Here is a 21,560-nt window from a genome sequence, read left to right as displayed (position 1 = left end):
ACGATCGTTCAATAATTGATTTTAAATTATTTGAAAATCGGTTGATGCGTGTTTTAAATCTATTTGCTCAAAACTTCGTTATTTGAACGAGGGGTAACATCGCGCGATTCAGTGTGTTGGATTTTAAGTTGTTGACAAAATTAGCTTAAAGTGGCTTTTTTGATTCGTTGTTTTATGCGGAGTTCGGCTTTGTGATTGGCGGTTTTTGGCGGTTTTTGGCGGGATAGGGCGTATGAAATCCGCAGTCAGATATTCCAACATAACTGTTGAGTACTGCTTCTACTCAGAATTATCTGGATACACAGGCTTACTGGTAAGTTCAAAATCGTGATCTGCTGCCACACCTTATGCAACAAATGAATATAAACGTTAGAGATTCAGGTGTGCTTCACGGTTTTTTAATCTTAGGGACTTACATTGGTGAGCAAATCTGATGTGAACACTTAACGACACAGGATCTTTCCATGAAAAAGAACATTATCGCCCTCGCTCTTGGTGGCATGCTCGCTTTTGGCGCAACTCCATTTTCTTTTGCTGCTAACGATGGCGCAGTACAGGCTTCTGCGGATTACGCGCAGTTGGTGACTAAGCGACAAGTTGTCGACCAATTACTTCTTGATGCGTTGCAGGCGTTTAAGTCTCCGGCAAGAATTTCACACGCGGGCTTCACGGCCAAAATGCCAAGCAACATGGAAATTGTGACTAACCGATTGTTAGAAGCGTACCAGCTAGAACCTTACCGTACTGATTTGTTGATCTCGGCGGCGAATGCTCAGATCTACAACAAGAACGCAGAGCGCGCGATTGAGTTATTTGAACAAGCGTTGACGGTTGCACCAGACGATGTCGATCTTCATGCTTACCTTGCGGTTTGGCAGCGTTTTGAAGGCAATGAAAGTGAATCCAACAAGCACATGGAGAAGCTAGAGAGCCTGAATAAAGGTAAGGCAGAAGATATTAAACGCATTTTTGCTACGGTCGACCGCGTGTTAGAAACACCGTTGAAAGAGTCTGCGGATAAGGGGCTGTTGAGCGACCACGGTGCCATAGTCACTTTGGGCTACGCACTTAACCCTGATGGTTCTATGCATCAAATCTTGATCGAACGTCTTGAGACAACGTTGGCGATGTCTAAAGCGAACCCAGATGCGATGATCGTGTTAACGGGTGGCGTGCCGAAGAACCATAAGACTGAAGGCAAGTTAATGGCGGATTGGCTTATCTCAAAAGGGGTAAGTAAAGATCGCGTCATTGAAGAGAACTACGCGACCAGCACGGTAGGCAATGCCTTATTCAGTAGCTATGCGCTTGCTCGTCATGATATTAAGCATGCGACCATTATCAGCTCGGCAAGCCATGTTCGTCGTGGTCAAACTCTGTTTGAAATCGCGAGCTGGCAAACGGGGCCTCAAGGCATCACCTTTGATACGGTTTCTTACCCAGACAAGCCGCTCGCAGATCTTAAGAAGGCGAGCAGTGGTGAGCTGTTAGGTATCTACCGCGACGCTCTTAGAACGTATGGTATGTGGAGTTACCGCTCTTACCCATTAGAGTCTCGCTAGGCTTAGGGTTATTTCATAGTAGGCAAAGTATAAGTTGCTAGTACAATCGAGCACAGCTAGATGGTATGCTGTGCTCCTACTTAATTTAGTGTTTCAAAGGCAAAAAAATGAACCCGATTTTAGCAATGTTGAAAGAGAACAATATTAGCGACGAGCAGATCAGCGAGCTATTCAAGACGTTGACCGAGAACCCTCTTGCAGCAATGGCGACGATCAGCCAACTTGGTTTACCTCAAGACAAACTTCAAATGCTGATGGGTCAGGTAATGCAAAACCCTGCGCTAATCAAAGAAGCAGTTGAAGAGCTTGGCCTAGATTTTTCTAAGGTTGAAGCGGCTAAAGAGCAACTTCAAAAATAAGTGAGTTTGAATGAGCTGATATCGTCTTAGCTTATTCGCATTCAATGAAAAGGTCGTTTAAGTTCAGCAATAGGCTGTCTTGACGGCCTTTTTTGATCTTGGTAGTAGTTTGGGGCTTTGGTTGAGTTGCTTTCAATTATCTTATCTGACTCCATACACACCGACTATTTCAACACAATTGACAGCAATCTTGCCAAATATGTGCGACTACTGACAATTTACTTACTAGACTTAATTAACCTATGTGCGACCTGATATGTGCATCTTGATGAGCAGAGTTTTTGGATGAAGAAAGCCTTAAGTAATAGGGCTAACCGATTTTGGCCATAAGCGCGGTTTATCTATGAGCCACATTAAGGAAATGAATAAGAGGGCAACAAACTAAGCCCTTTATTGAGCAGTGATTTATAGGAAGCTAGTTATGAAGTATTTAAAGGAAACCGCTTTAGCGAGCCTTGTGCTGGCTGGGCTTGTTGGTTGTGGTGGTGATTCAGGTTCATCAAGCAGCACGACACCCATTACCTTAAGCGTGAGTGATGCGCCCATTGATGATGTTAAAGACGTCACCGTGACATTCAGTAAGGTCGCTTTACTTCCTCAAGGGGGAGGTTCGCCAATGATATATGATGTGTATAAAACGGACGAAAACGGCGATTACGTTGATGAAAATGGCGATCCTTTGCCAGATGGTGAGGATCCGATTCCATTAAGTGTGAATTTGCTGGATTACCAAGGCAGCGATGCACTTCCTTTGATTGAAAATGAGGTCATTCCGGTAGGCAGCTATAAGTTGTGTGTGTTTGCCAATGATGGCGATCATCCAACAGATCCATCTTACGTGATAGAAAACGATGATACGACCCGTGAGTTAACGGTGAAAGGTGAAGGCGCGTGTCCGCAAGGTGTGGGAAAAGAAGATAAAGCTGGCGTACTTTACTTTAATAACTCATTTAATGTGAACGAACAGAGTAACGACTTTGTTGTCGAGTTCGATCTTCGACGCGGCCTAAAGAACAGTTCGACTTACCCTGATTACACTATTCAAAGAACGTCTGTAAGCCTTATCAATACGGTTGAGACGGGAAATATTGAAGGCACTGTTGCTCTTTCTACTTATGACACTTGTAACGGTGGTGATAATACATTTGTTCAGTCGATCTACTTGTATGAAGGTAATGTTGAACAAGCTGACATGGCTCCAATTGGCGGCAGTGATGAAGTGAAACCGGTAACTTCAGCGTCAGTGACAATGAATGAAGCACAGACGAACTATGAGTTCTCACTGGGCTTCATTGACCCAGGTACTTACTCATTGGGTTATACCTGTACTGCGCAACATGACAGTGGTGAAGATAATGCTGATCCGGTTGCTGATGGTTTTGAAATCTATGATGTTCAAAACGGCGTGCAAGTAACGGTTGGTCAAGATAGCCAAGTGTCATTCTAAGCTTGATGTGAATGACGATTTTTAATAAAAACGGTCTCTTATTTAGAGGCCGTTTTTGATCATGTCACCTAGCTCGCATGAATTTGATGAGTATTGAGTGTGACTCTAGGGAAGTGATAATGTAACGTTGTGTCTCTTACTTTAACCTAGCGAAATGTACTCCGGCGTTGCTCATGAAATCTAGCTTAAGCATTCGATCTTACACCAAGCAATTTAATACCCATGCTCATGATGACCATCATCAACTGGTATTGCCGATCCAAGGGAGTATCAACCTTGAGATGGTTGGATATGTCGGCAAAGTGGCCGTAGGTGAATGCGTGGTGATTCCGGTAACCACAGCGCATGCCTTTAAGGCGGATGAAGCAGCACGGTTTATTGTCGCAGATATGGCAGAGTTACCGCAGCACTTGTTAGAGCATGAGCTCTCGGTTTTCACGATAACACCACCTTTGATGAGCTTCTTACTGTTCGTTGAGAAGCAGCTGGAATATCAAGTAGACAGTGGCATTGAATCGTCTATCTTGGATGTGTTTTCACTGCTTTTAGAACAACAAGAAGTAAGCAAGAGCATCGACCCTCGAATTCGTGCGGTACAAAGGCTGATAGCGGATAATTACACACAACCGTTATCCATATCACAACTTGCAGAAACGGCCTGTTTGAGTCCCACTCAATTTAAAAAACGCTTCAAAGAATGCCTGGGTATCAGTGCGCTTAAATACATCACTCGATATCGTATGGAGAAAGCTCAAGCCTTGTTAACCCACACAGATTTACCTGTTCAATTGATCGCTGAAAATGTGGGATATAGTGATGTTTCTGCTTTCAGTCGCCGCTTCTCTCAGCACTTTGGGATGTCTCCAAGGGCGTTTTTAGGCTCAATGAAAGACAGTCTTTAGAAACAACAATAGCGTCCTTTCGGCAAACTAACTTTTATCAATCTTCATTATTATCTATTTCACAACTGAAAATTGGGTAATAGAAATGAATCTTGCCATCAATCGCGTCAACGAATTCCAAACGGGCACTTTATCCATCTTGTTTGCTTCCATTTTATGGGGCACGACAGGCACCGCCGCAAGTTTTGCGCCTGATCTAAGCCCATTAGCGATTGGTGCTTTCTCTATGGGTGTCGGCGGCCTAATGCAAGCGGGCTTGGCGTATCGAAAGATTTTATCTTCACTTGATAAGCTTTTGCTCAACAAAAAGCTGTTAGCGGCGAGTGCACTGGCTTTAGCGATCTATCCTTTGGCTTTCTACTCTTCGATGAAATTATCGGGTGTCGCAATAGGCACGGTGGTGTCGATTGCTACCGCACCTTTCTTTTCTGCGCTGCTAGAGTGTCTGATTAGCAAAAACAATAATATCAACAAACGTTGGCTCACTAGCTTTGCGATTGGTGTCGTGGGTATTGGGTTGTTGGTATTTTCAGAATCATCATCGGAGAGTGACTCTGGCGACGACCTGAAGCTTTTGGGGATTGGATTAGGTTTGGTGGCAGGCCTGTGCTATGCCATTTATTCTTGGGCGACAAAGGCACTGATCGATAAAGGGATTAAGTCACAAGCGGCGATGGGCAGTATTTTTGGCCTCGGTGCGATGCTGTTGTTGCCAACGCTCTGGTTTACAGGGAATAACCTGTTCGCATCGAATACCAATATATTGGTCGTGAGTTACTTGGCGTTAATTCCTCAATGCATGGGTTATATCGCCTTCAGTTTTGGCCTGCGACATGTCACCGCGAGCAGTGCCAACTTGATTACCTTGCTTGAACCAGTTGTTGCCGCGGTACTTGCCGTGTGTATTGTTGGAGAGTTGATTCCATCGGCAGGATGGTTAGGTATGTTCCTGATTGTGCTGTGCTTGTTTATCCAGTCACAACCAACTCAAGAGCAGCGCTAAGCATTTGTCTAATCGCTAGTCTAAGCACTTGTTTAGGCACTTGTTTCAGAGTGAGTGAAGAAAGCTAAATTGAATTTTATTCATGCGTGAATCTTATAAATGAATAAAATCAGTATCTCAGTTGTGAGAGTGCTGTTACTATCGCTATCAATAGTCGGGGGGCATATACCTTATTTGGTGTTTGCTGAGATCGTTAATCGAGACCCGTTGAACCTGATTCAGTTAATACTGGCGTAGGGAACTATAAGCACTCGATCTACGTCTGCACCCATGAAAGCTTTCATGAGCCTAATGCGACTTCTCCTTCGATCAGTGTTCGTTCTCCTACGTCTTGTAAGATAGTAGGAGCGACAATGACACACAGTTCTATTTCAAAAGACTTAACTCCAAAAGCCTCAACATTACAGCACTCTGCTGATGGTTTGATTCGCACGAATACTCCGATTGTTTTGACGATCGCTGGATCTGACAGCGGCGGTGGTGCAGGGATCCAAGCTGATATCAAAGCCATGTCTGCAACGGGTAGTTTCGCTTGTTCGGTGATTACCGCTATTACATCTCAGAACACACAAGGCGTGTCAGCCATTTTTCCAATCCCACTTGAGCATGTCGCTAGCCAACTAGACGCAGTATTTACCGATTTGAATATCGTGGCAGTAAAAGTCGGTATGTTGGCGGATTCGCAAATCATTAAAGTCGTTGCGGACAAAATTAAGCAATACCAGCCTAAGCACTTAGTGATTGATCCTGTAATGGTTGCAACCAGTGGTGACCTTCTTTTAGAAAACGCTGCCATTACTACGCTAAAGCAAGAGCTGATTCCGTTGGCAGATATCATTACCCCGAACTTGCCAGAAGGCGCAGCACTTACGGGTAAACCGGTACCTGAAAGCGAAGCTGAAATGCAGGATATGATTGAAGACCTGCGCGCTTTAGGTGCTAAAGCGATACTGCTAAAAGGCGGTCACTTGGAGAAAGATGAAAACAGTAACGACTTACTGATTCTACCAACCACATCTGCTGTGATTAGCGCGAAGCGTTTTCCGACCAAAAACACCCATGGCACGGGTTGTACGCTCTCTTCTGCCATTGCTTCTTTCTTAGCGCAAGGCAACACGCTTCCAGAGGCTGTCGACCTAGGAAAACAATACATTTCTCGCGCGATTGCTCATGCTGATGAGTTGCAAGTCGGTCAAGGTCATGGCCCTGTCAATCACTTCTTCGCTGGACATGGCAATGTCCGTTAATACGGTTGGTGTTCAACTCAGCAATGCCTCCTTACGCTATAACGACAGTGAGCACGCGACCTTGTCTGGGTTGTCGCTTAGCTTAAACGCAGGTAAGTGGACGGTATTGTTGGGTCGAAGTGGCTGCGGAAAAACCACGGTATTGCGTTATCTGGCAGGCTTACTGGACGATAGGGTGGAGTGGCAGGGCACATTGGCAACGTCTGATGAATTACCTTTAACGGATCGCATCGCTTACATGGCGCAGCAAGATTTGTTACTGCCGTGGCTATCGGTCATCGACAATGTTTGCCTGAGTCATCGTTTTCAAAATCCAGCTTCTGACAAAGCACTGCAAACCAATCAAGCACTCGAGTTGCTCGCTGCGGTTGGTTTGGCTGATTATGCGAATGCGATGCCGGATCAGTTGTCTGGTGGTATGCGTCAACGTGTTGCTTTGGCTCGCACCTTAATGCAAGACAAACCAGTGGTGCTGATGGATGAGCCGTTCTCTGCGCTGGATGCGGTAACGAGACACAAGTTACAGACCTTAGCGTGTGAACTGTTAAGGGATAAAACCGTTGTCCTGATCACCCATGATCCACAAGAAGCGGTGCGTTTGGCGGATAACTTGTATGTGTTGCAAGGCACACCGGCGAGTGCTCACTCTTTATCTGTGCCTCACACGTCAACGCCACGAGTGCTCGATGGTGAGTGTGCCGAGTTGCAACAGGCGATCTTAGACCAGTTGGAGCGTGATTATGAATGATCTAACGCGAAGCGAAGCTGTGACTCGTTCAACTAACGCGCAGGCTAGCACAACATATCCTCGCCAAATGAACCCTGTTATGCGTTTGGTCATCAGCAGTGCTGTGATTCTTGGTTTGTGGCAAATGGTGGTGGTTATCTTTGAGATGCCAAGCTTCATTCTGCCGGCTCCCGCAGAAGTCTTCCTCAAGCTGATTGAACGCTACGATGTGTTGCTCAAACACACTTGGGTGACTGCGCAAGAGATCTTACTTGGGCTATTGCTAGGTTTGTCTATGGGGCTGTTTTTCGCCTTGCAGATGTTGATGTTTGATCCATTGAAACGTTGGCTATTGCCTATCTTAATTGCTAGCCAAGCGATCCCCGTGTTTGCGATTGCTCCAGTATTGATGCTGTGGCTTGGCTATGGCATCGCGTCAAAAGTGGTGATGGCGGCGATCATTATCTTCTTCCCTGTGACGACCTGTTGTTACGACGGCTTGCGTAATACACCGACAGGCTATCTCGATCTTGCTAAGACGATGGGTGCATCGAAATGGCAATTGTTGCGTTATATCCAACTGCCTGCTGCATTGCCAACACTGGCGTCTGGTATTCGTGTGGCTGTGGTGATTGCCCCAATTGGCGCGGTTGTCGGTGAGTGGGTGGGTTCAAGTGAAGGGCTGGGTTACCTAATGCTGCAAGCCAACGCACGCATGATCATTGATGAGATGTTTGCTGCCTTATTCATCTTGGCGGTGCTGTCTATCTCGCTCTATTTCATCACAGATAAATTACTTAAAAAAGCTATCCCTTGGGAGAACCAGTGATGGTTAGCTCAATAACTCTTTGTTTAATAAAGCTTCGCTCAAGGCTATTTATCTAAACAAACCTAGTTAAAAATTAGATCGATACACACAATAATAATATTCAAAAGGAAAGGTTAACTATGAAAAATACCAAATTGGTAGGTGCAGTGGCACTGCTTGCTTCATTGGTTTCAGGTCATGCTCTAGCGGACTCTGAACAAAAGAAACTGACATTGATGTTGGATTGGTTTGTGAACCCGAACCATGGCCCGATTGTGATCGCTCAAGAGCGTGGCTACTTTGCTGAGCAAGGCTTAGAGGTTGAAATTCAAGAACCAGCTGACCCAAGCACGCCAGCAAAATTGGTTGCGGCAGGTAAGGTCGATTTAGCGGTAACTTACCAACCAAGTTTAACTATGGATGTGGCAGCGGGTCTTCCTTTGGTTCGTGCATCAACCCTTATCGCGACGCCACTGAACACACTAATGGTACTGGATAATGGCAAGAACGATTCGTTAGCGGATCTGAAAGGCAAAAAGATCGGTATCGCGATTGCGGGTAACGAAGAAGCGACTATCGGCACCATGCTAGCACAAGAAAATGTTGCGTTTACAGACGTGCAAACCATCAATGTCGGTTGGGCACTTTCATCTTCATTGGCATCAGGCAAGGTAGATGCAATTTGGGGTGGCTTACGTAACTTCGAAACCAACCAACTGGCACTTGAAGGCTTTAAAGCAAAAGCATTCTTCCCAGAAGAGCACGGTGTGCCAGCTTACGATGAGCTTATCTTTGTTGCGAACGCAAAGCAGCACGATGATGAAGCGATCAAAGCGTTCAACAAAGCATTGGAACAAGCAACAACTTACATTGTGAATCACCCACAAGAGTCATGGAGCGAGTTTGTGGCGTATTCACCAGATACGTTGAATAACGAGCTTAACCAACGCGCATGGAATGACACGCTGACTCGTTTTGCACTTCGCCCTTCTGCTGTTGACCTAAAGCGTTACGACGATTACGCACAGTTCATGTTCGACAAAGGTATTATTAAATCACTACCAAAAGCCGCTGACTACGTGCCGACTTTTGACTAAGGAATCTCATGAAATACCAAGACTTAATCCAAGCCTGTCAGCAAGATTGGCAAGACTACACTGAGCATGATTTTGTTAAAATGCTGGCAAACGGCACACTCGCTCAGCCTTGTTTTCTACATTATTTGAAGCAAGATTTCCTGTTCTTAAAACAGTATGCTCGCGCTTATGCATTGGCGATTTACAAGGCAAAAACACTGGCTGATATGCGTCGTGCACTGCCAAGTGTTCATGCTTTATTAGATTCAGAAATCTCTCACCACGTTACCTACTGTGGTCAATGGGGCTTAACGGAATCTGATTTGGAAAACGAGCCAGAAGATTTCGGAACAGTTGCTTACACGCGCTACGTTCTGGATGCAGGCATGACGGGTGATCTTGTCGACTTATATGCGGCACTGGCTCCGTGTTCAATTGGTTATGCCGTGATTGGTAAAGCACTTCTAGAAAGTGGCGATACCGTATTAGAAGGCAACCCATACGCGAGCTGGCTTCAGCTTTACGGCGGAGAAGAGTTCCAGTCTGGCGTTGCAACGGGCGCAGAATACTTCAATCAACTGCTTGCTGAAATTGATATCAACAGCGAGCGCGGTCAGAACATCGTTCATATCTTCAAAACCGCAACCCGTATGGAAGTGGCTTTCTGGCAGCAAGGGCTGAACGCTCTTAATGATTCACCAGCTGATTAAAGCGACTTCTAACGAATAAGGATTTACCCATGCTAACTGAACAAATCATCCAATCGCTGCGCGATGTGCGAGCGCAGAAGCCATTGGTTGTGAACATCACCAACTACGTCGTGATGAACAATACGGCGAATGCGTTATTGGCGATTGGCGCTTCTCCTATCATGGCGCACTCACAACAAGAATTGGCAGAGATGATGTCTTTCTCTGGCGCTTTGGTGATCAACATTGGCACGCTTGATAGCGTGTGGACGCCAAGAATGCGCTTCGCGGTAGAACAAGCAAACACGAACAACAAGGTGGTGGTTCTTGACCCTGTGGGTTGTGGTGCAAGTACGCTGCGAACTGAGACTTCTCGTGAAATCGCACGTTTAGCGGATAAGTTGATCATTCGTGGTAACGCGTCCGAGATTATCGCGCTAGCGGGTGAGCAAGCACAGACCAAAGGCGTTGATGCGTTGGATAGTAGTGATGCTGCATTAGGCGCTGCGCAATGCTTAGTGGCTGAATATGGCGCAAATGTGGTGATTTCTGGTGAGACGGATTACGTTGTCACGAAAGACAGTGTTGTGACGTTAAATAACGGGCACCCAATGATGCCGTATGTGACGGGCATGGGTTGTACCTTAACTACTTTGGCGGGCGCGTTTGCTGCTGTCGGTGATGAAAGTGGTTTGGCTGCTGCAGCGGTGTTGGGTGTGGTTGGCGAAATCGCGGCTGAGAACTCTCGTGGCCCAGGTAGCTTGCAAATGAACTTGCTTGATGAGTTGTATCAACTAGATGAAGAGACACTGATTCAGCGTCTGAAGATTCAGTAGGCTTAATCTAGTTCTAAGCTCAAAACTGATAGTTCGAAGTTAATGGCTCTTAATTTAAAGCTTTTAACTAAAAGAAAGCCCCCGACACTTATGTGTAGGGGGCTTTTTGTTTGTGACTCAGAACTATGTCAGCTGTGATAAAGCAGCTTATGCTAGGTTCTAAATCGATTCACTTGGCTCTCTAGGTGATGAGCAACCTCAGTTAAGTCGCTCGCTGCGCCAGAAATACTGCTTACAGACTCTTGGTTACTTTGTGCGATAGTATTGGCACCTTGCGCATTTTCACCCAGTGATTTGGTTAAGCAGTCCTGCTCATCGACGGATATCGCGATTTGGCTGTTGGCCTGATTCAAATCCTGGATGTGTTGGTTAATCACATGCAAATTCTGAGAGGCTTGCTGTGCCTGAGTCGAAGCATCGGAAACCGTGCTGTGGCTCTCTTTGATCGACTCGAGTGCGTCTTTAGCACCGCGCTGTAGCGAGGTGATGAGTTCATCGATCTGGCTTGCAGAATCTTGAGTACGCTTAGCGAGCGTTCTTACTTCATCCGCTACGACAGCAAACCCTCGACCTTGCTCACCTGCACGCGCTGCTTCAATAGCCGCATTCAATGCCAGTAGGTTGGTTTGTTCAGAAACGCCTTTGATTACTTCAAGAATGGCACCAATGTTCATCGACTCTTTATGTAGGTCCGTCACTTTCTGGCTACTGACCTGCATGCTTTCATCGGCACTGCCAATCTCATGCAGTGTTTTGTCTACTTCTTTGAGTCCCATCGCCACATTCTCGGTTGCTTGGTTGGCAACTTGAGAGGCGTGGTTAGCACTTGCAGCAATTTCTGATGTGCTGGAAGCCAATTGATCAACGGCAGAAGAGATATTGAGCATTTCGCTGTTCAACTGTGTTGCGTTGGTCGAGCTATTATTGGTCACCTGGTTAAGCGACTCTGACATCTCGCCAATACGCACACTAGAGCGGTTCACTTGGCCAACAATATCGCGCAGAGACTCAATGGTGATCTCCATGTTGGTTAGCAGTTCACCAATCTCGTTCTTGCTCTCAATGTTCACTTCAACATTCAGATTGCCCTGAGAAAGTTCGTTGGTGATTTGTTTAACCTGCGCGATGCCTGTGGTAATAGAGCGAGTCACCAACACGGCGCTCGTCATGCCAATAACTAAGGCAACTCCTGTCAGCAATATAATGATTTGAATCGAGCGCTTTTCACTGGCTTGCAGTACAGGCGTGAGCGCTTGCTTTTGTTGTTCAAGAATACTTTGAGCATCCGCGACCGCAATCGCTAAACTGTCGCCAATAGAGGCGAGGGTAGCGGTTCTTTGCGTGTTCTCAATCATCTGTTGATGAACTTGCTCAAAGCCCTTTGCATACGCTTCGCGTTGGTTCGAGAAGTCTTCAATCAGCTCACTTTGATAAGGTGAGGATTTGAGAGATTCAATGTCGCCTTCAATACCTGGCAACGCGTATTCAAAGATATCTTTGCCCGCTTCATAGGTTTTGAGGTCGTTGTTGTTTGAGTAACTGAGCACGGTGATCTTGGCTGCGAGGAAGTTCTCCATCAACATACCCGCGTATAAGCTCGCGTTTGGATCATTGTTGTTGTACGACTCATACAACAAGCTCTGAGCGGCTTTGAGGGCGTTGGTTTCTCGTTTGACCATCTCGACATTCACCAATTGGTCGATGAGGAGCTCACTCTGTTTCATTGACCCATAAGCCACATCAAAGGCCGCAACGCTGTCTTGCACTAATTGCAGGCTCGACAAGCTATCGGTGTTGGTGGTGGTTTGGATTAAGTTGTTGAGCAGTTCATCAATCGCGAGTTTACTTGATTGATAATTCGTTTCGTACTGTTCATCCAATGACTCTAAGTAACGTTCAGAAGCCAAACGCACCTGAAGAAAGTGCACTTGAATGTTGCCTGAGAGTGTTGCTTTATGGCTGAGTTCACTGTATTGGCTGAAGCCGTTCGACAAGGTTTGGATACCTTTGTAACTCACAAAGCCTGAAATGACGAAAAAGAGCAAGCAGATGGCATAACCCAGCTTGATCTTGAGCGCTATAGAAAGGTGGCGCATAACTATCCCTATATTTACCTGATTCCTTCATAGCGAAGTATTCCATAAAACAGCGTTCTGGGCAGGCTTAAGTGAATAGTTTGTGTAATAAGTAACGCTTTCGTTAAAAATTTCAGGATTTTCGGTATGCTTTCAACGAGTTGTATATTCAATGGTGCGCGCTTAATTGAGCTAATTTAGTATTAACTTCCATGCACATGATGCGAATTGTCGGTAAAATGGTAGCAACTCAATTTAGACTCCGACTCCAAAGGCACGATATGAACCCTTATAAGCTCTACTTAGTAACGGATGACCAACAAGATTTAGAAACGCTTAAGTTCGTGGTTGAACAAGCAATCGCTGGTGGTGTCACTATGGTTCAAGTAAGAGAGAAGCATGGAGATGTGAGAGCTTTTATTGAACGAGCGCAGGCCGTTAAGTCGATTTTGTCTGGTTCAGGTGTGCCGTTGATCATTAATGATCGAGTTGATGTGGCATTGGCCGTTGATGCCGATGGTTTGCACTTGGGGCAATCGGATATGCCTGCCGCGTTAGCACGCAAGCTGATTGGCCCTGATAAGATTCTTGGTTTGTCGATTGAGACTGAGCAGCAGTTACAAGAAGCCGATAGTTTGCCGATTGATTACATTGGCCTTAGTGCGATTTTCGCGACACCTACCAAGACAAATCTAAAGAAACACTGGGGTTACGAAGGCATTCAAATAGCGTTAGAAACGACCAAACTGCCGATTGTGGGTATCGGTGGCATCAACGAGTCGAACATTCCGCAGTTGGTTCAGACGGGTATTCACGGCTTGGCTTTGGTGTCGGCGATATGTCACGCTGAAAGCCCTAAAGAAGCGACCCAAGACTTACTATCTCTAATGGGAGAGTGAAGAGGTTATAGACTAGAAAACAAATGAGGCTAGTCATCTGTTTTCTAGTGAAAGCACCAGTACAAAGTAGTGGTAGATGTGCTTATCGACTGAGCATTTAAGGTGCTCTATCTAACACACTGTTGGGTCTATTGAATACACAGAGCAACGGTGCCGATGATCATAAGAACGATCGCAGCGTACCAACCGTATTGTGCGGTTTTATCAGCAACAAACACCTTAATGTAGTTGATCTCTTCATGCGCCATTGCGATGAAGTCCGTGTAGTTAATCGACAACTCACGGCTAGCTTCTTTCAGGTCTTGTTGAAGCTTGTTGAAAGACTCATCGATGAAGCCCTTTGTTTCCGAAGCAGACGGAGTAGCAGTTAACGCTAGACTATTCCAAACCGCCATACGCGATTCATATTCGCTTTCACTGACACAATTAAGTACGCGTAAATCATACTCTCGTTTGTTACGCTCTTTACCCATTTTCTCAGGGCAAATATTTCTTAAAACGTTCACGACAAATTTTCCAAAAGGTTCATTTAGATATAAAAAAGCACTCGATGAGCACTCATAAACTGGGGCGAATTAATATTCAAAAAGTGATCTATTTGAAACCGGAATAAGCGACTGCAAGGCAGAGCGTTTATCTGAGAGATTTGAAGTTGGGTCAGTGGTGTTAAAGAGCGATTTGGGTCCGTCTAAATTTGTTTGAAAAGACAAACCCGTTGGGATCGCAGTGTAGTTAGGTCACTTTTGGACATCAACTAGGGTGTTTTATCCAGACGACAAAGATATTTATCGGCAAGATAAGCAGAAATGAGGTAGCAGTGGTGAGTTCCACGCCGATATTGAACCTCTGAATTGACGATGTGTGAAGAATAAGGGAGGTTAGTTTGCCTGCCATTGATTGTATTGCAGTGAGTGTCCCTTAAGCTGCTCAATAAGGCTGGTGAGAACTGGGCCATTGATGTGGCTGCGAGAAACTAAACAACCCACTGGAGTAATCCAACCACCATGCTCGTGTGAGACAGGCAACGCCACAAGATCGCCTTTTTGAATGCCTTCCATCACCATCATTTCGGGCACATTTGCCCAACCGACGTTCTGTTCAACGAGATCAACAATGGTCTTGTGGTTGTTCGCATACCAAAGCATCGAACTAATACCGTAGGTGAACCACAATTCGCGCTGTTTTGAACTACGATGCACACATTGGCGATAGCGCTTGAGGTCTGAGTCTTGTACTACGGACATGTGACTCAGTTCGTGAGTGGCTGAACTAACGGTTAGGAAACGCGCTTGGCCCAGCAAGAAGAAATCCATATCAACCTTGAGCTCACCGTCCGCGTAGATGATGCCAATCTGTGCTTTTCTGCGTCTTACTAGATCTTCAACATCAAAGGTTGAGGTGGTAATGATATCGAAGTGTGTGATTGGAAACTGATCGGCTAGTGAGCTGATTATCTTGATGAAATTTTTATCTATGATGCTTTCGTCAATGGTAATGATCAGTTCGTGCTCATCTTCCTGTGTCAGGGATTCTACTTTTTGATCGAAATACTTTTGCTGATCAAGAATCGACTTAGCTACAGGCAATAGCGCTTTACCTGTATTGGTCAAAACGGGGATGTTTTTCTCTCGGTTAAACAGCTCTTGGTCGATGGCGATTTCTAGATTGGCGATCGACTGGCTGACGCCGGATTGAGCGCGTTTTAGTTTGCGTGCTGCCGCAGAAAAAGAGCCACTTTCACACACTGTGACGAAGACTTTTAGTTGCTCAAAACTGTACATGCTATCTCTCGCTCAATACAAAATGGGTTATTCATGCTTAAGCTATCACTAATCGTGATGGCTGTTAACTTTCTCTTATTGTTTCCGGTGACATAATCTCGGTTAATCCAACACGCATTAGATTATTTAGAGGAATGTATGAATACCTTAGAAAGAGTGTTTCACTCTGTATTATTTGAAGTATTGGCTGTCACACTGTCAATTATAGGTTTAGCGATATTTACTGAGCACGATGTAAATGCCTTATCAGGAACAATGATAGTTGTTGCGACCATCGCGATGATTTGGAACTACTGTTTTAACCGTATTTTCGATCGTTATTTCACGGGTGAAAAATCCAAGCGTTCACTCAAGTTACGTGTTTTTCATGTCGTGCTATTTGAGGCTGGCTTGTTGATAGCGACGATCCCTGTGATGGCATACTTGCTTAACGTGGGGTTATGGCAGGCATTTTTGATGGATATCGGCGTGACCATTTTTATTACCATTTACGCGTTTGTGTTTAATCTGATTTATGACCATGTTCGAGCATTCTGGGTACGCAGAGGGGAGCTCGCCGTTCAATAATCTACCAAGTCAGTAAACATGATTTTGGCCACTAACCGTTTGTTTATCCGTTATTTTGACGGAGATATTCGGTTAGTAGGCCTAGGTAACCCATCGTTTGTTCTGCTATCTTAAAGAAGGTGATAATTAGAGTTCTTGAAAGAACAGATTAAGAGGAAAGGATGCCAAATACCTCTCAGATAATGACAGTGGTTGATAAGAAGGAAGTAGAGCTGTTTGCGGAACTGTTCAAACATATCGATGGTGAAATCTACACCTTGTTACGCAGTGCCAAAATCCCCAATGACATTCTCACCAGCAATGACCATTACGATTACCTCCCAGAGACCACCATAAAAAATGTGGTCAAGATTATGGGGGAGTCGGCGTCGAGAGAGGAGTTCTCGTTGTTTATGTGGAGCTTTTGCAAGCAAACTTATGTACCAAGGTTTGTGGTTAAGCTAAGCCAGCAGGATTCATTGAAAAGTGCGTTAGACCAATTTGGTGAACAGTTAAAGTTGGTATCCAATGGGGCTCATGTCTATACCAAACACGCAGGTGGTAAGTGGTGGTTTGTTCGCGAGAAGCCATTTACTAACGCGCCTTGGTTTAAGTTCGCTGAATTGTTCTCTGTCATTTTCATTAACGAGCTACTTTCAGTATTAACGCAAGGACGTTGGAAGCCGTCTGAGGTTGGTATTCAAAGTGGCGATCTCGAATGTTTTCAATCTCTTCCACAAATGGGCACTGCTCAGTTTTATACACAGAGACCCGTTACTGCCTTTGAAATTCCAGAAGAGATCATGCTTGCGCCGATTGTCTTGCCAAAGGTTGCTGAGGTACTTGAGCCAACCGCCCCTTTACCTAGTACGTTTCTCAATGCCTTCAAGTTGGTGATCAAGCCTTACCTCACGATGGGGAAACTCCCGATTAGCTTGGCTTCTGAGATTCTTAATATCCACGTTAGGACGATTCAACGTCGTCTGGAAAGTGAAGGAGTGGTCTACAAGAGCTTGATTGAAGAGATGGTTCTTGAGCTGGTTTTGGAATTGCTAGAGCAGTCCGATCTATCGATCACGCAAGTTGGTGCAAAGATGGGCTATTCCGATTCTTCCCACTTTACCCGAGCCTTTAAAAGACAGATGAACATGACGCCAAGACAGTACCGAAAAGAGCACAGCTAACGTCGGTAAGCAGCAGTACAAAGCTATCAGTAAGAGATCCGGCAATAACAGCTCCGGAGTAAAACTCTAGCCAGTGACTAAAAATTCCAGCCTGTAAGCAGAAACCGGAGCCTGAATGCAGAATTATTTATTGTCATCAAATGGCCATTTATCAACCTTGAAGACTGGCAGTATCACTACTAAGTTATTGAATGTTGATGAGTTGTTTTGCCTCGATTATTTCACAGAATTTTGATTAGATTTTTGTGAGTGTCACGACCAATAAAAACATCTTTGAAACCTCATAACACTCATTAGTAGTTACGGAATCGTTATGGGAAGTGGACGCCACTAACAAACGGAATCAAGGTGTAAAAATGAAAAATGCAGGCTTAAAGCTCTCTGTTGTTGCTCTTTCGTGCTCATTTGCTCTTTCTACAAATGCAGCATCAACGCTATTTACTAACGTCGATGTGTTCAATGGTACTGAAAACAAATTGTACGAAGACCATCACGTATTAGTCGAAGACAACCTAATCAAACAAATCTCTGCAAGCCCGATCGAGGCTGGCGAAGCTGAAGTGATTGATGGCACAGGCAAAACGTTAATGCCGGGATTAATCGAAGGCCATGGTCACTTGCTGATGAATGGTGGTAATCTAAGTGACCACGAAAACAACCGTACGATTGAAGAACTGGCCGCTCGAGCAACAGTCAACGCTAACGCTGCGTTTCAATCAGGCTTTACCACGTGGCGTGATGCGGGTGGTTTGAACACGGGCCTACGTAAAACAATCGACTCAGGCATGTTGCCGGGGCCAAGACTCTACACATCAGGCGCGTTTATTGGGCCAACGGGTTCACACGCCGATTTCAGTAATCTAACCACGGCTAACCAACACTTCTTTGGTTCATCGACCAATATGGCTCGTAATAGCGTGAGCTTTAATGCTGACGGGATTACCGAAATCAAAGCCGCTGCGCGTCAAAACTTCAAGCAAGGCAATACTCAAATTAAGATCATGTCATCGGGTGGTGTAGCCTCATCATTTGACCCTTGGCAACTGAATGCGATGTCTGCGGAAGAGATTGAGGCAGCTGTAGAAATTGCCGATGCTTACGGTTCTTACGTGATGTCTCATGCCTACAGTAAAAAAGCGATCATGCGTAACTTGGATGCGGGTGTTAAAACAATCGAGCACGGCTTCATGTTCGATGGTGATATCGCTGACAAGATGGAAGATAAAGATGCTTACATCACAACCAACATGACTGCGTTCTCCCCTTACTTAACACAGATCGAAGCGATTAACTCGAACCCTGCATCTAAGCGTAAAGCGGAATCTGCAACCAAAGCGTTCAAAGATTACATCTCGAACGTAAACAAATACCAACCTAAATGGGGCTTCCACACAGACTGTGTTGGTGACGTGGTTTCTTGTATTAAGCAAACCGACCATACGATTTACCTTGCGGGCAAAGAGCTTGGTAACTTCTTCACTCTGAAAGGCATGACATCAGTAAACGGCGAGATCGTTAAGTTGTCTGGTGTGATGGACCCATATCCAGAGGGTAAGTTGGGCGTGATTGAAGCGGGTGCATACGCTGATATCATCATTGTAGAAGGCAACCCACTTGAAGACTTAACAGTGATTGGTGCAAACGAAAAATGGTTTGACGCAGAGCCGCGTAGTCCTGAAATCGATACCATCAAAGTCATCATGAAAGATGGCAAAGTCTACAAAAACACGCTGTAACACAGCGCGACTATTCAGTTAAAAGTTAAGCTTTAATAGGCGACCTACTTCGGTAGGTCACCTCTCTTCAAGGTGTCCCTTATGCAAAAAACGCTTTCTCTTATCTTATCGATGATGTCACTGACTATCGTCGCTTTACCTACCTTTGCTGAAACAGCGATGAATCTTGAGTGGCAAGATCTGAATTCAGAATCTCACGAAATGAAATTAAAAATGCCAGATCTTACCGATCAGCAAATGCGTCTATTACAAGGTGTGATAGCAATGAGTGCATCAGAGGAAGAGCAAGCTCAACAACAGGCTTTATTATTCAAAAAAACGCTAAATGAGCAGGGCGTTGATGCAGACGAAATGATCGCGCTGCGTGACGAATACATGAAAACCATGAAGGCGAACGCTGAAGCTATCACGACAGAATTTGACGGCAAGAAAGTGCGAGTTCCGGGTTTCATCGTGCCTTTAGAGTTCTCAGAAGGTATGACCGCAATTGAGTTTCTTTTAGTGCCAGTGGCGGGCGCATGTATTCACATGCCACCTCCGCCAGCAAACCAGATTGTGCGTGTGTCTTTCCCTGAAGGCTTTCAGGTACAGAACGTTCAGTATCCAGTATGGGTAGAAGGTGACTTTAGCTCGAACAAAGTGACTGAAGAAGTTTTCTTAGTCGATGGAAAAAGTAACCTCACCATGGGTTATGAAATGAAAGCTTCGATGATTGAAGACTATTACGAGAAAGAAAATTAATGGTTGTCATCAAATGACAATTTTCAATGTGAGCAATGAATAAAATAGAACTCACTCAAAAAGCATTGGTGACAAGATGAATTCAAGATTATCTAAAGTAAGTATGGCTGTGATGGTGCTAGCAACGTCAATGAGCCCAGCGGTTTATAGCGCAAATTTCGAAGGTCCAGACTCTGTTGAAAATACAATTTCAAAACAGAAAGAACAGCAACTGGATTGGCGTGAAAAGCTTGCTGCGGATGGTTTTACATTTGGTGCGGATTACTTTGCGTTGGGCCTTACTTCTGGAGATGGCGTTGGTGGCGATAGCGTTAATGCATCATCAGGCGTCGCACGACTATACGGGTCATGGCACCTACTAGGAAATGGCACACAGAACTTAGGTAGCTTGGTATGGAAGGTGGAACATAGGCATGCCTATGGTGATACTGCGCCCAAAGACTATTCATTCGGCCCGCTTGGCTATGTTGGTGCAATTGGCCCTGCATACAGTGACCAAGGTTTTCGAGTGACAGACTTAAATTGGAAGCAAAAAACCAACGATGGCAAAGGCACTATTGTTGTCGGTTGGCAGGATGTAACGAACTATGCAGATGTTTACGCTCTAGCAAGCCCGTGGTCTGGTTTTACTAACTTGGCGTTCTCGACAGGCTCAGGCGCAATGGGCTTACCAGATGATGGTGTACTTGCGCTTTCTGCTGGTCATATGTTGGGCGAGAATTTTTATGTCGTCGGTGGTATCGCGGATGCAAATGGTCAATCAGATGATATTCTTGATGGTTTTGATACCGCTTTTGGCAGCGATGCGTCTTACTTTACGACACTGGAATTAGGTTGGACGGCTTCGCAAGAGCAGATCTACACCGATAACTTCCATGTGACTTTCTGGGATTTTGGTGATGATACGCGCCACAGTAATAGCCTTGCTGCGGAAGGTGGCTCGGGAGTTAACTTTTCATGGAGTCAATTCATGAATGATCAAGTTATGCCGTTTGTTCGTGGTGGCTTCTCTGAAGGGGATGTTGCCCTTTACGATAAATCAATCTCGGTTGGTATGGGATATTTCGGGTTAGGAAAACCGACGAATAACCTAGGTGTAGCGCTAAACTGGGCGGAAGTGAATGGTGATTCTTTTGCAGCTGATGCGAAGGCAATAAGCGGTAGCACAGAGCAATGGACAGCGGAGATCTACTACAACATGCAGTTTGGTGACCACCTACAAGTAACGCCTGACATCCAGTACATCAAAGATCCTGCGTTTTCTAGTGAGAGTAGCGCTTGGGTATTCGGTATTAGAGCGAGAGTGTTTATCTAATTTCGCTAAACACTATATTTTTAGACTTAACAGCTAAACGTAAAAAGTGAGCCCATGTGGCTCACTTTTTTGTTTCTAGTTCGATTAAACTTTATCTAATCGAGCACTTAGGCTTTTTCGGCTTTCTGCGTGTCATCCAGTGCAAAGTAGATCTTAGAGACAATCACTTCGGCAATCAGAATCGTAAACACCACGGCAAAGAAGGCGACCACACCGTTCCAAGGGCCACTGAAATCGACCTTGTCACCAAATAGGATGTTGATCGCTTCTAGCATCACGAACTTTGAACCGACTAGAATTACGTAGCTAGATAGGCCTCTGTAAATCTTAGGTGCAGTGCCGGGTTTCGACTTAAAGTAATCCGCGAGCTTATGTTCTAAGCCGATGGACAGTTTGAGCAACAGCTGCAGCAAAATCGCGGCAGCAAATGAGATGGTGAATGACTCGATATTAACGAAGTCCCAGTATTCATCAAAAAAATTGAGAACGGTTAAATCAACGAGTACTGCGAGTGTGTAGCCGACAAAGAGTCGCTGGGGCGTATTAAATCCATATACTTTTTCAATATTGCTCATCTACTTCTTCCTGAGTAAAGGGTTATAAAAAACTTAGGAGATAAATATAGGA

Annotated in this window: 21 protein-coding genes and 1 riboswitch; of the genes, 17 read left to right on the top strand and 4 right to left on the bottom strand. The window is 45.1% G+C overall.

Translation table 11 applies throughout. The features are described 5' to 3' along the window. Positions 1–464 precede the first annotated feature (464 nt). The 11 genes from OC193_RS20565 to thiM all read left to right on the top strand — a co-directional run bounded on the left by OC193_RS20565 (position 465) and on the right by thiM (position 10,656). Complete coding sequence (locus OC193_RS20565; RefSeq protein ID WP_048662259.1) at positions 465–1,562, top strand: YdcF family protein; 1,098 nt, start codon at positions 465–467, stop codon at positions 1,560–1,562. Between the two features lie 107 nt (positions 1,563–1,669). Beyond that, positions 1,670–1,921 carry a DUF2999 family protein gene (locus OC193_RS20560; protein ID WP_004731647.1) on the top strand — a complete coding sequence of 84 codons (252 nt, stop codon included), beginning with the start codon at positions 1,670–1,672 and terminating at the stop codon, positions 1,919–1,921. A 421-nt stretch (positions 1,922–2,342) separates the two neighbouring features. Next, positions 2,343–3,368, top strand: a complete 1,026-nt coding sequence (locus OC193_RS20555) for a DUF4382 domain-containing protein (RefSeq protein ID WP_048662258.1) — start codon at positions 2,343–2,345, stop codon at positions 3,366–3,368. A 173-nt stretch (positions 3,369–3,541) separates the two neighbouring features. Continuing rightward, on the top strand, positions 3,542–4,270 hold the full coding sequence (locus OC193_RS20550; RefSeq protein WP_048662257.1) for a helix-turn-helix domain-containing protein: 729 nt from the start codon (positions 3,542–3,544) through the stop codon (positions 4,268–4,270). Positions 4,271–4,355: 85 nt separating this feature from the next. Continuing rightward, a complete protein-coding gene (locus OC193_RS20545) occupies positions 4,356–5,273 on the top strand; it encodes a DMT family transporter (protein ID WP_048662256.1) in 918 nt (305 codons plus the stop codon). A gap of 145 nt (positions 5,274–5,418) precedes the next feature. Continuing rightward, positions 5,419–5,530, top strand: a riboswitch (TPP riboswitch). Between the two features lie 96 nt (positions 5,531–5,626). Further along, entirely contained in the window at positions 5,627–6,520 is an 894-nt protein-coding gene (gene thiD / locus OC193_RS20540) for a bifunctional hydroxymethylpyrimidine kinase/phosphomethylpyrimidine kinase (protein WP_048662255.1), read from the top strand. Continuing rightward, positions 6,510–7,268, top strand: coding sequence for an ABC transporter ATP-binding protein (locus tag OC193_RS20535; RefSeq protein ID WP_048662254.1), 759 nt, complete (start codon positions 6,510–6,512; stop codon positions 7,266–7,268). Before thiD ends, OC193_RS20535 begins: the two co-directional genes overlap by 11 nt. Further along, positions 7,261–8,076, top strand: a complete 816-nt coding sequence (locus tag OC193_RS20530; protein ID WP_048662253.1) for an ABC transporter permease — start codon at positions 7,261–7,263, stop codon at positions 8,074–8,076. The genes OC193_RS20535 and OC193_RS20530 overlap by 8 nt, the downstream gene beginning before the upstream one ends. 119 nt (positions 8,077–8,195) lie before the next feature. Further along, complete coding sequence (locus OC193_RS20525) at positions 8,196–9,152, top strand: ABC transporter substrate-binding protein (RefSeq protein WP_048662252.1); 957 nt, start codon at positions 8,196–8,198, stop codon at positions 9,150–9,152. A gap of 8 nt (positions 9,153–9,160) precedes the next feature. Beyond that, a complete protein-coding gene (gene tenA / locus OC193_RS20520; protein ID WP_048662251.1) occupies positions 9,161–9,841 on the top strand; it encodes a thiaminase II in 681 nt (226 codons plus the stop codon). 29 nt (positions 9,842–9,870) lie between these two features. Beyond that, positions 9,871–10,656 carry a hydroxyethylthiazole kinase gene (gene thiM, locus OC193_RS20515; RefSeq protein WP_048662250.1) on the top strand — a complete coding sequence of 262 codons (786 nt, stop codon included), beginning with the start codon at positions 9,871–9,873 and terminating at the stop codon, positions 10,654–10,656. A 152-nt stretch (positions 10,657–10,808) separates the two neighbouring features. On the opposite strand, the gene OC193_RS20510 is transcribed toward thiM, so the two are convergent. Then, positions 10,809–12,752: a methyl-accepting chemotaxis protein gene (locus tag OC193_RS20510; RefSeq protein ID WP_048662249.1), complete on the bottom strand. Its 1,944-nt coding sequence runs from the start codon at positions 12,750–12,752 to the stop codon at positions 10,809–10,811. 260 nt (positions 12,753–13,012) lie between these two features. Here OC193_RS20510 and thiE point away from each other — a divergent pair, with 260 nt between their 5' ends. Continuing rightward, on the top strand, positions 13,013–13,630 hold the full coding sequence (gene thiE, locus OC193_RS20505; protein ID WP_048659931.1) for a thiamine phosphate synthase: 618 nt from the start codon (positions 13,013–13,015) through the stop codon (positions 13,628–13,630). 128 nt (positions 13,631–13,758) lie between these two features. Here thiE and OC193_RS20500 read toward each other — a convergent pair whose 3' ends face one another. Continuing rightward, a complete protein-coding gene (locus OC193_RS20500) occupies positions 13,759–14,103 on the bottom strand; it encodes a hypothetical protein (protein WP_048659932.1) in 345 nt (114 codons plus the stop codon). A gap of 405 nt (positions 14,104–14,508) precedes the next feature. Then, on the bottom strand, positions 14,509–15,411 hold the full coding sequence (locus OC193_RS20495) for a LysR family transcriptional regulator (RefSeq protein WP_048662248.1): 903 nt from the start codon (positions 15,409–15,411) through the stop codon (positions 14,509–14,511). 138 nt (positions 15,412–15,549) lie between these two features. On the opposite strand from OC193_RS20495, the gene OC193_RS20490 reads away from it, so the two are divergent. The 5 genes from OC193_RS20490 to OC193_RS20470 all read left to right on the top strand — a co-directional run bounded on the left by OC193_RS20490 (position 15,550) and on the right by OC193_RS20470 (position 20,933). Beyond that, on the top strand, positions 15,550–15,978 hold the full coding sequence (locus OC193_RS20490; protein WP_048662247.1) for a PACE efflux transporter: 429 nt from the start codon (positions 15,550–15,552) through the stop codon (positions 15,976–15,978). A 182-nt stretch (positions 15,979–16,160) separates the two neighbouring features. Continuing rightward, entirely contained in the window at positions 16,161–17,141 is a 981-nt protein-coding gene (locus OC193_RS20485; RefSeq protein ID WP_048662528.1) for a helix-turn-helix transcriptional regulator, read from the top strand. 356 nt (positions 17,142–17,497) lie between these two features. After that, on the top strand, positions 17,498–18,877 hold the full coding sequence (locus tag OC193_RS20480) for a metal-dependent hydrolase family protein (protein ID WP_048662246.1): 1,380 nt from the start codon (positions 17,498–17,500) through the stop codon (positions 18,875–18,877). A gap of 81 nt (positions 18,878–18,958) precedes the next feature. Next, a complete protein-coding gene (locus OC193_RS20475; protein ID WP_048662245.1) occupies positions 18,959–19,618 on the top strand; it encodes a DUF3299 domain-containing protein in 660 nt (219 codons plus the stop codon). A 76-nt stretch (positions 19,619–19,694) separates the two neighbouring features. After that, the gene (locus tag OC193_RS20470) at positions 19,695–20,933 is read left to right on the top strand and encodes a carbohydrate porin (protein WP_230682682.1); all 1,239 of its coding nucleotides are present in this window, start codon (positions 19,695–19,697) and stop codon (positions 20,931–20,933) included. A 107-nt stretch (positions 20,934–21,040) separates the two neighbouring features. Here OC193_RS20470 and OC193_RS20465 read toward each other — a convergent pair whose 3' ends face one another. Next, positions 21,041–21,508, bottom strand: a complete 468-nt coding sequence (locus OC193_RS20465; RefSeq protein WP_048659937.1) for a hypothetical protein — start codon at positions 21,506–21,508, stop codon at positions 21,041–21,043. Positions 21,509–21,560: the final 52 nt, after the last annotated feature.

This window comes from Vibrio crassostreae, assembly GCF_024347415.1.
GTDB classification, from domain to species: Bacteria; Pseudomonadota; Gammaproteobacteria; order Enterobacterales; family Vibrionaceae; genus Vibrio; species Vibrio crassostreae.
This window is presented reverse-complemented; position numbering and strand designations above follow the sequence as displayed.

Excerpts from the sequence above, each read along its gene's own strand:
- OC193_RS20565 (WP_048662259.1), top strand. The coding sequence starts at position 465 with ATGAAAAAGAACATTATCGCCCTCGCTCTTGGTGGCATGCTCGCTTTT.
- OC193_RS20560 (WP_004731647.1), top strand. The coding sequence starts at position 1,670 with ATGAACCCGATTTTAGCAATGTTGAAAGAGAACAATATTAGCGACGAG.
- OC193_RS20555 (WP_048662258.1), top strand. The coding sequence starts at position 2,343 with ATGAAGTATTTAAAGGAAACCGCTTTAGCGAGCCTTGTGCTGGCTGGG.
- OC193_RS20550 (WP_048662257.1), top strand. The coding sequence starts at position 3,542 with ATGAAATCTAGCTTAAGCATTCGATCTTACACCAAGCAATTTAATACC.
- OC193_RS20545 (WP_048662256.1), top strand. The coding sequence starts at position 4,356 with ATGAATCTTGCCATCAATCGCGTCAACGAATTCCAAACGGGCACTTTA.
- thiD (WP_048662255.1), top strand. The coding sequence starts at position 5,627 with ATGACACACAGTTCTATTTCAAAAGACTTAACTCCAAAAGCCTCAACA.
- OC193_RS20535 (WP_048662254.1), top strand. The coding sequence starts at position 6,510 with ATGTCCGTTAATACGGTTGGTGTTCAACTCAGCAATGCCTCCTTACGC.
- OC193_RS20530 (WP_048662253.1), top strand. The coding sequence starts at position 7,261 with ATGAATGATCTAACGCGAAGCGAAGCTGTGACTCGTTCAACTAACGCG.
- OC193_RS20525 (WP_048662252.1), top strand. The coding sequence starts at position 8,196 with ATGAAAAATACCAAATTGGTAGGTGCAGTGGCACTGCTTGCTTCATTG.
- tenA (WP_048662251.1), top strand. The coding sequence starts at position 9,161 with ATGAAATACCAAGACTTAATCCAAGCCTGTCAGCAAGATTGGCAAGAC.
- thiM (WP_048662250.1), top strand. The coding sequence starts at position 9,871 with ATGCTAACTGAACAAATCATCCAATCGCTGCGCGATGTGCGAGCGCAG.
- OC193_RS20510 (WP_048662249.1), bottom strand. The coding sequence starts at position 12,752 with ATGCGCCACCTTTCTATAGCGCTCAAGATCAAGCTGGGTTATGCCATC.
- thiE (WP_048659931.1), top strand. The coding sequence starts at position 13,013 with ATGAACCCTTATAAGCTCTACTTAGTAACGGATGACCAACAAGATTTA.
- OC193_RS20500 (WP_048659932.1), bottom strand. The coding sequence starts at position 14,103 with ATGGGTAAAGAGCGTAACAAACGAGAGTATGATTTACGCGTACTTAAT.
- OC193_RS20495 (WP_048662248.1), bottom strand. The coding sequence starts at position 15,411 with ATGTACAGTTTTGAGCAACTAAAAGTCTTCGTCACAGTGTGTGAAAGT.
- OC193_RS20490 (WP_048662247.1), top strand. The coding sequence starts at position 15,550 with ATGAATACCTTAGAAAGAGTGTTTCACTCTGTATTATTTGAAGTATTG.
- OC193_RS20485 (WP_048662528.1), top strand. The coding sequence starts at position 16,161 with ATGACAGTGGTTGATAAGAAGGAAGTAGAGCTGTTTGCGGAACTGTTC.
- OC193_RS20480 (WP_048662246.1), top strand. The coding sequence starts at position 17,498 with ATGAAAAATGCAGGCTTAAAGCTCTCTGTTGTTGCTCTTTCGTGCTCA.
- OC193_RS20475 (WP_048662245.1), top strand. The coding sequence starts at position 18,959 with ATGCAAAAAACGCTTTCTCTTATCTTATCGATGATGTCACTGACTATC.
- OC193_RS20470 (WP_230682682.1), top strand. The coding sequence starts at position 19,695 with ATGAATTCAAGATTATCTAAAGTAAGTATGGCTGTGATGGTGCTAGCA.
- OC193_RS20465 (WP_048659937.1), bottom strand. The coding sequence starts at position 21,508 with ATGAGCAATATTGAAAAAGTATATGGATTTAATACGCCCCAGCGACTC.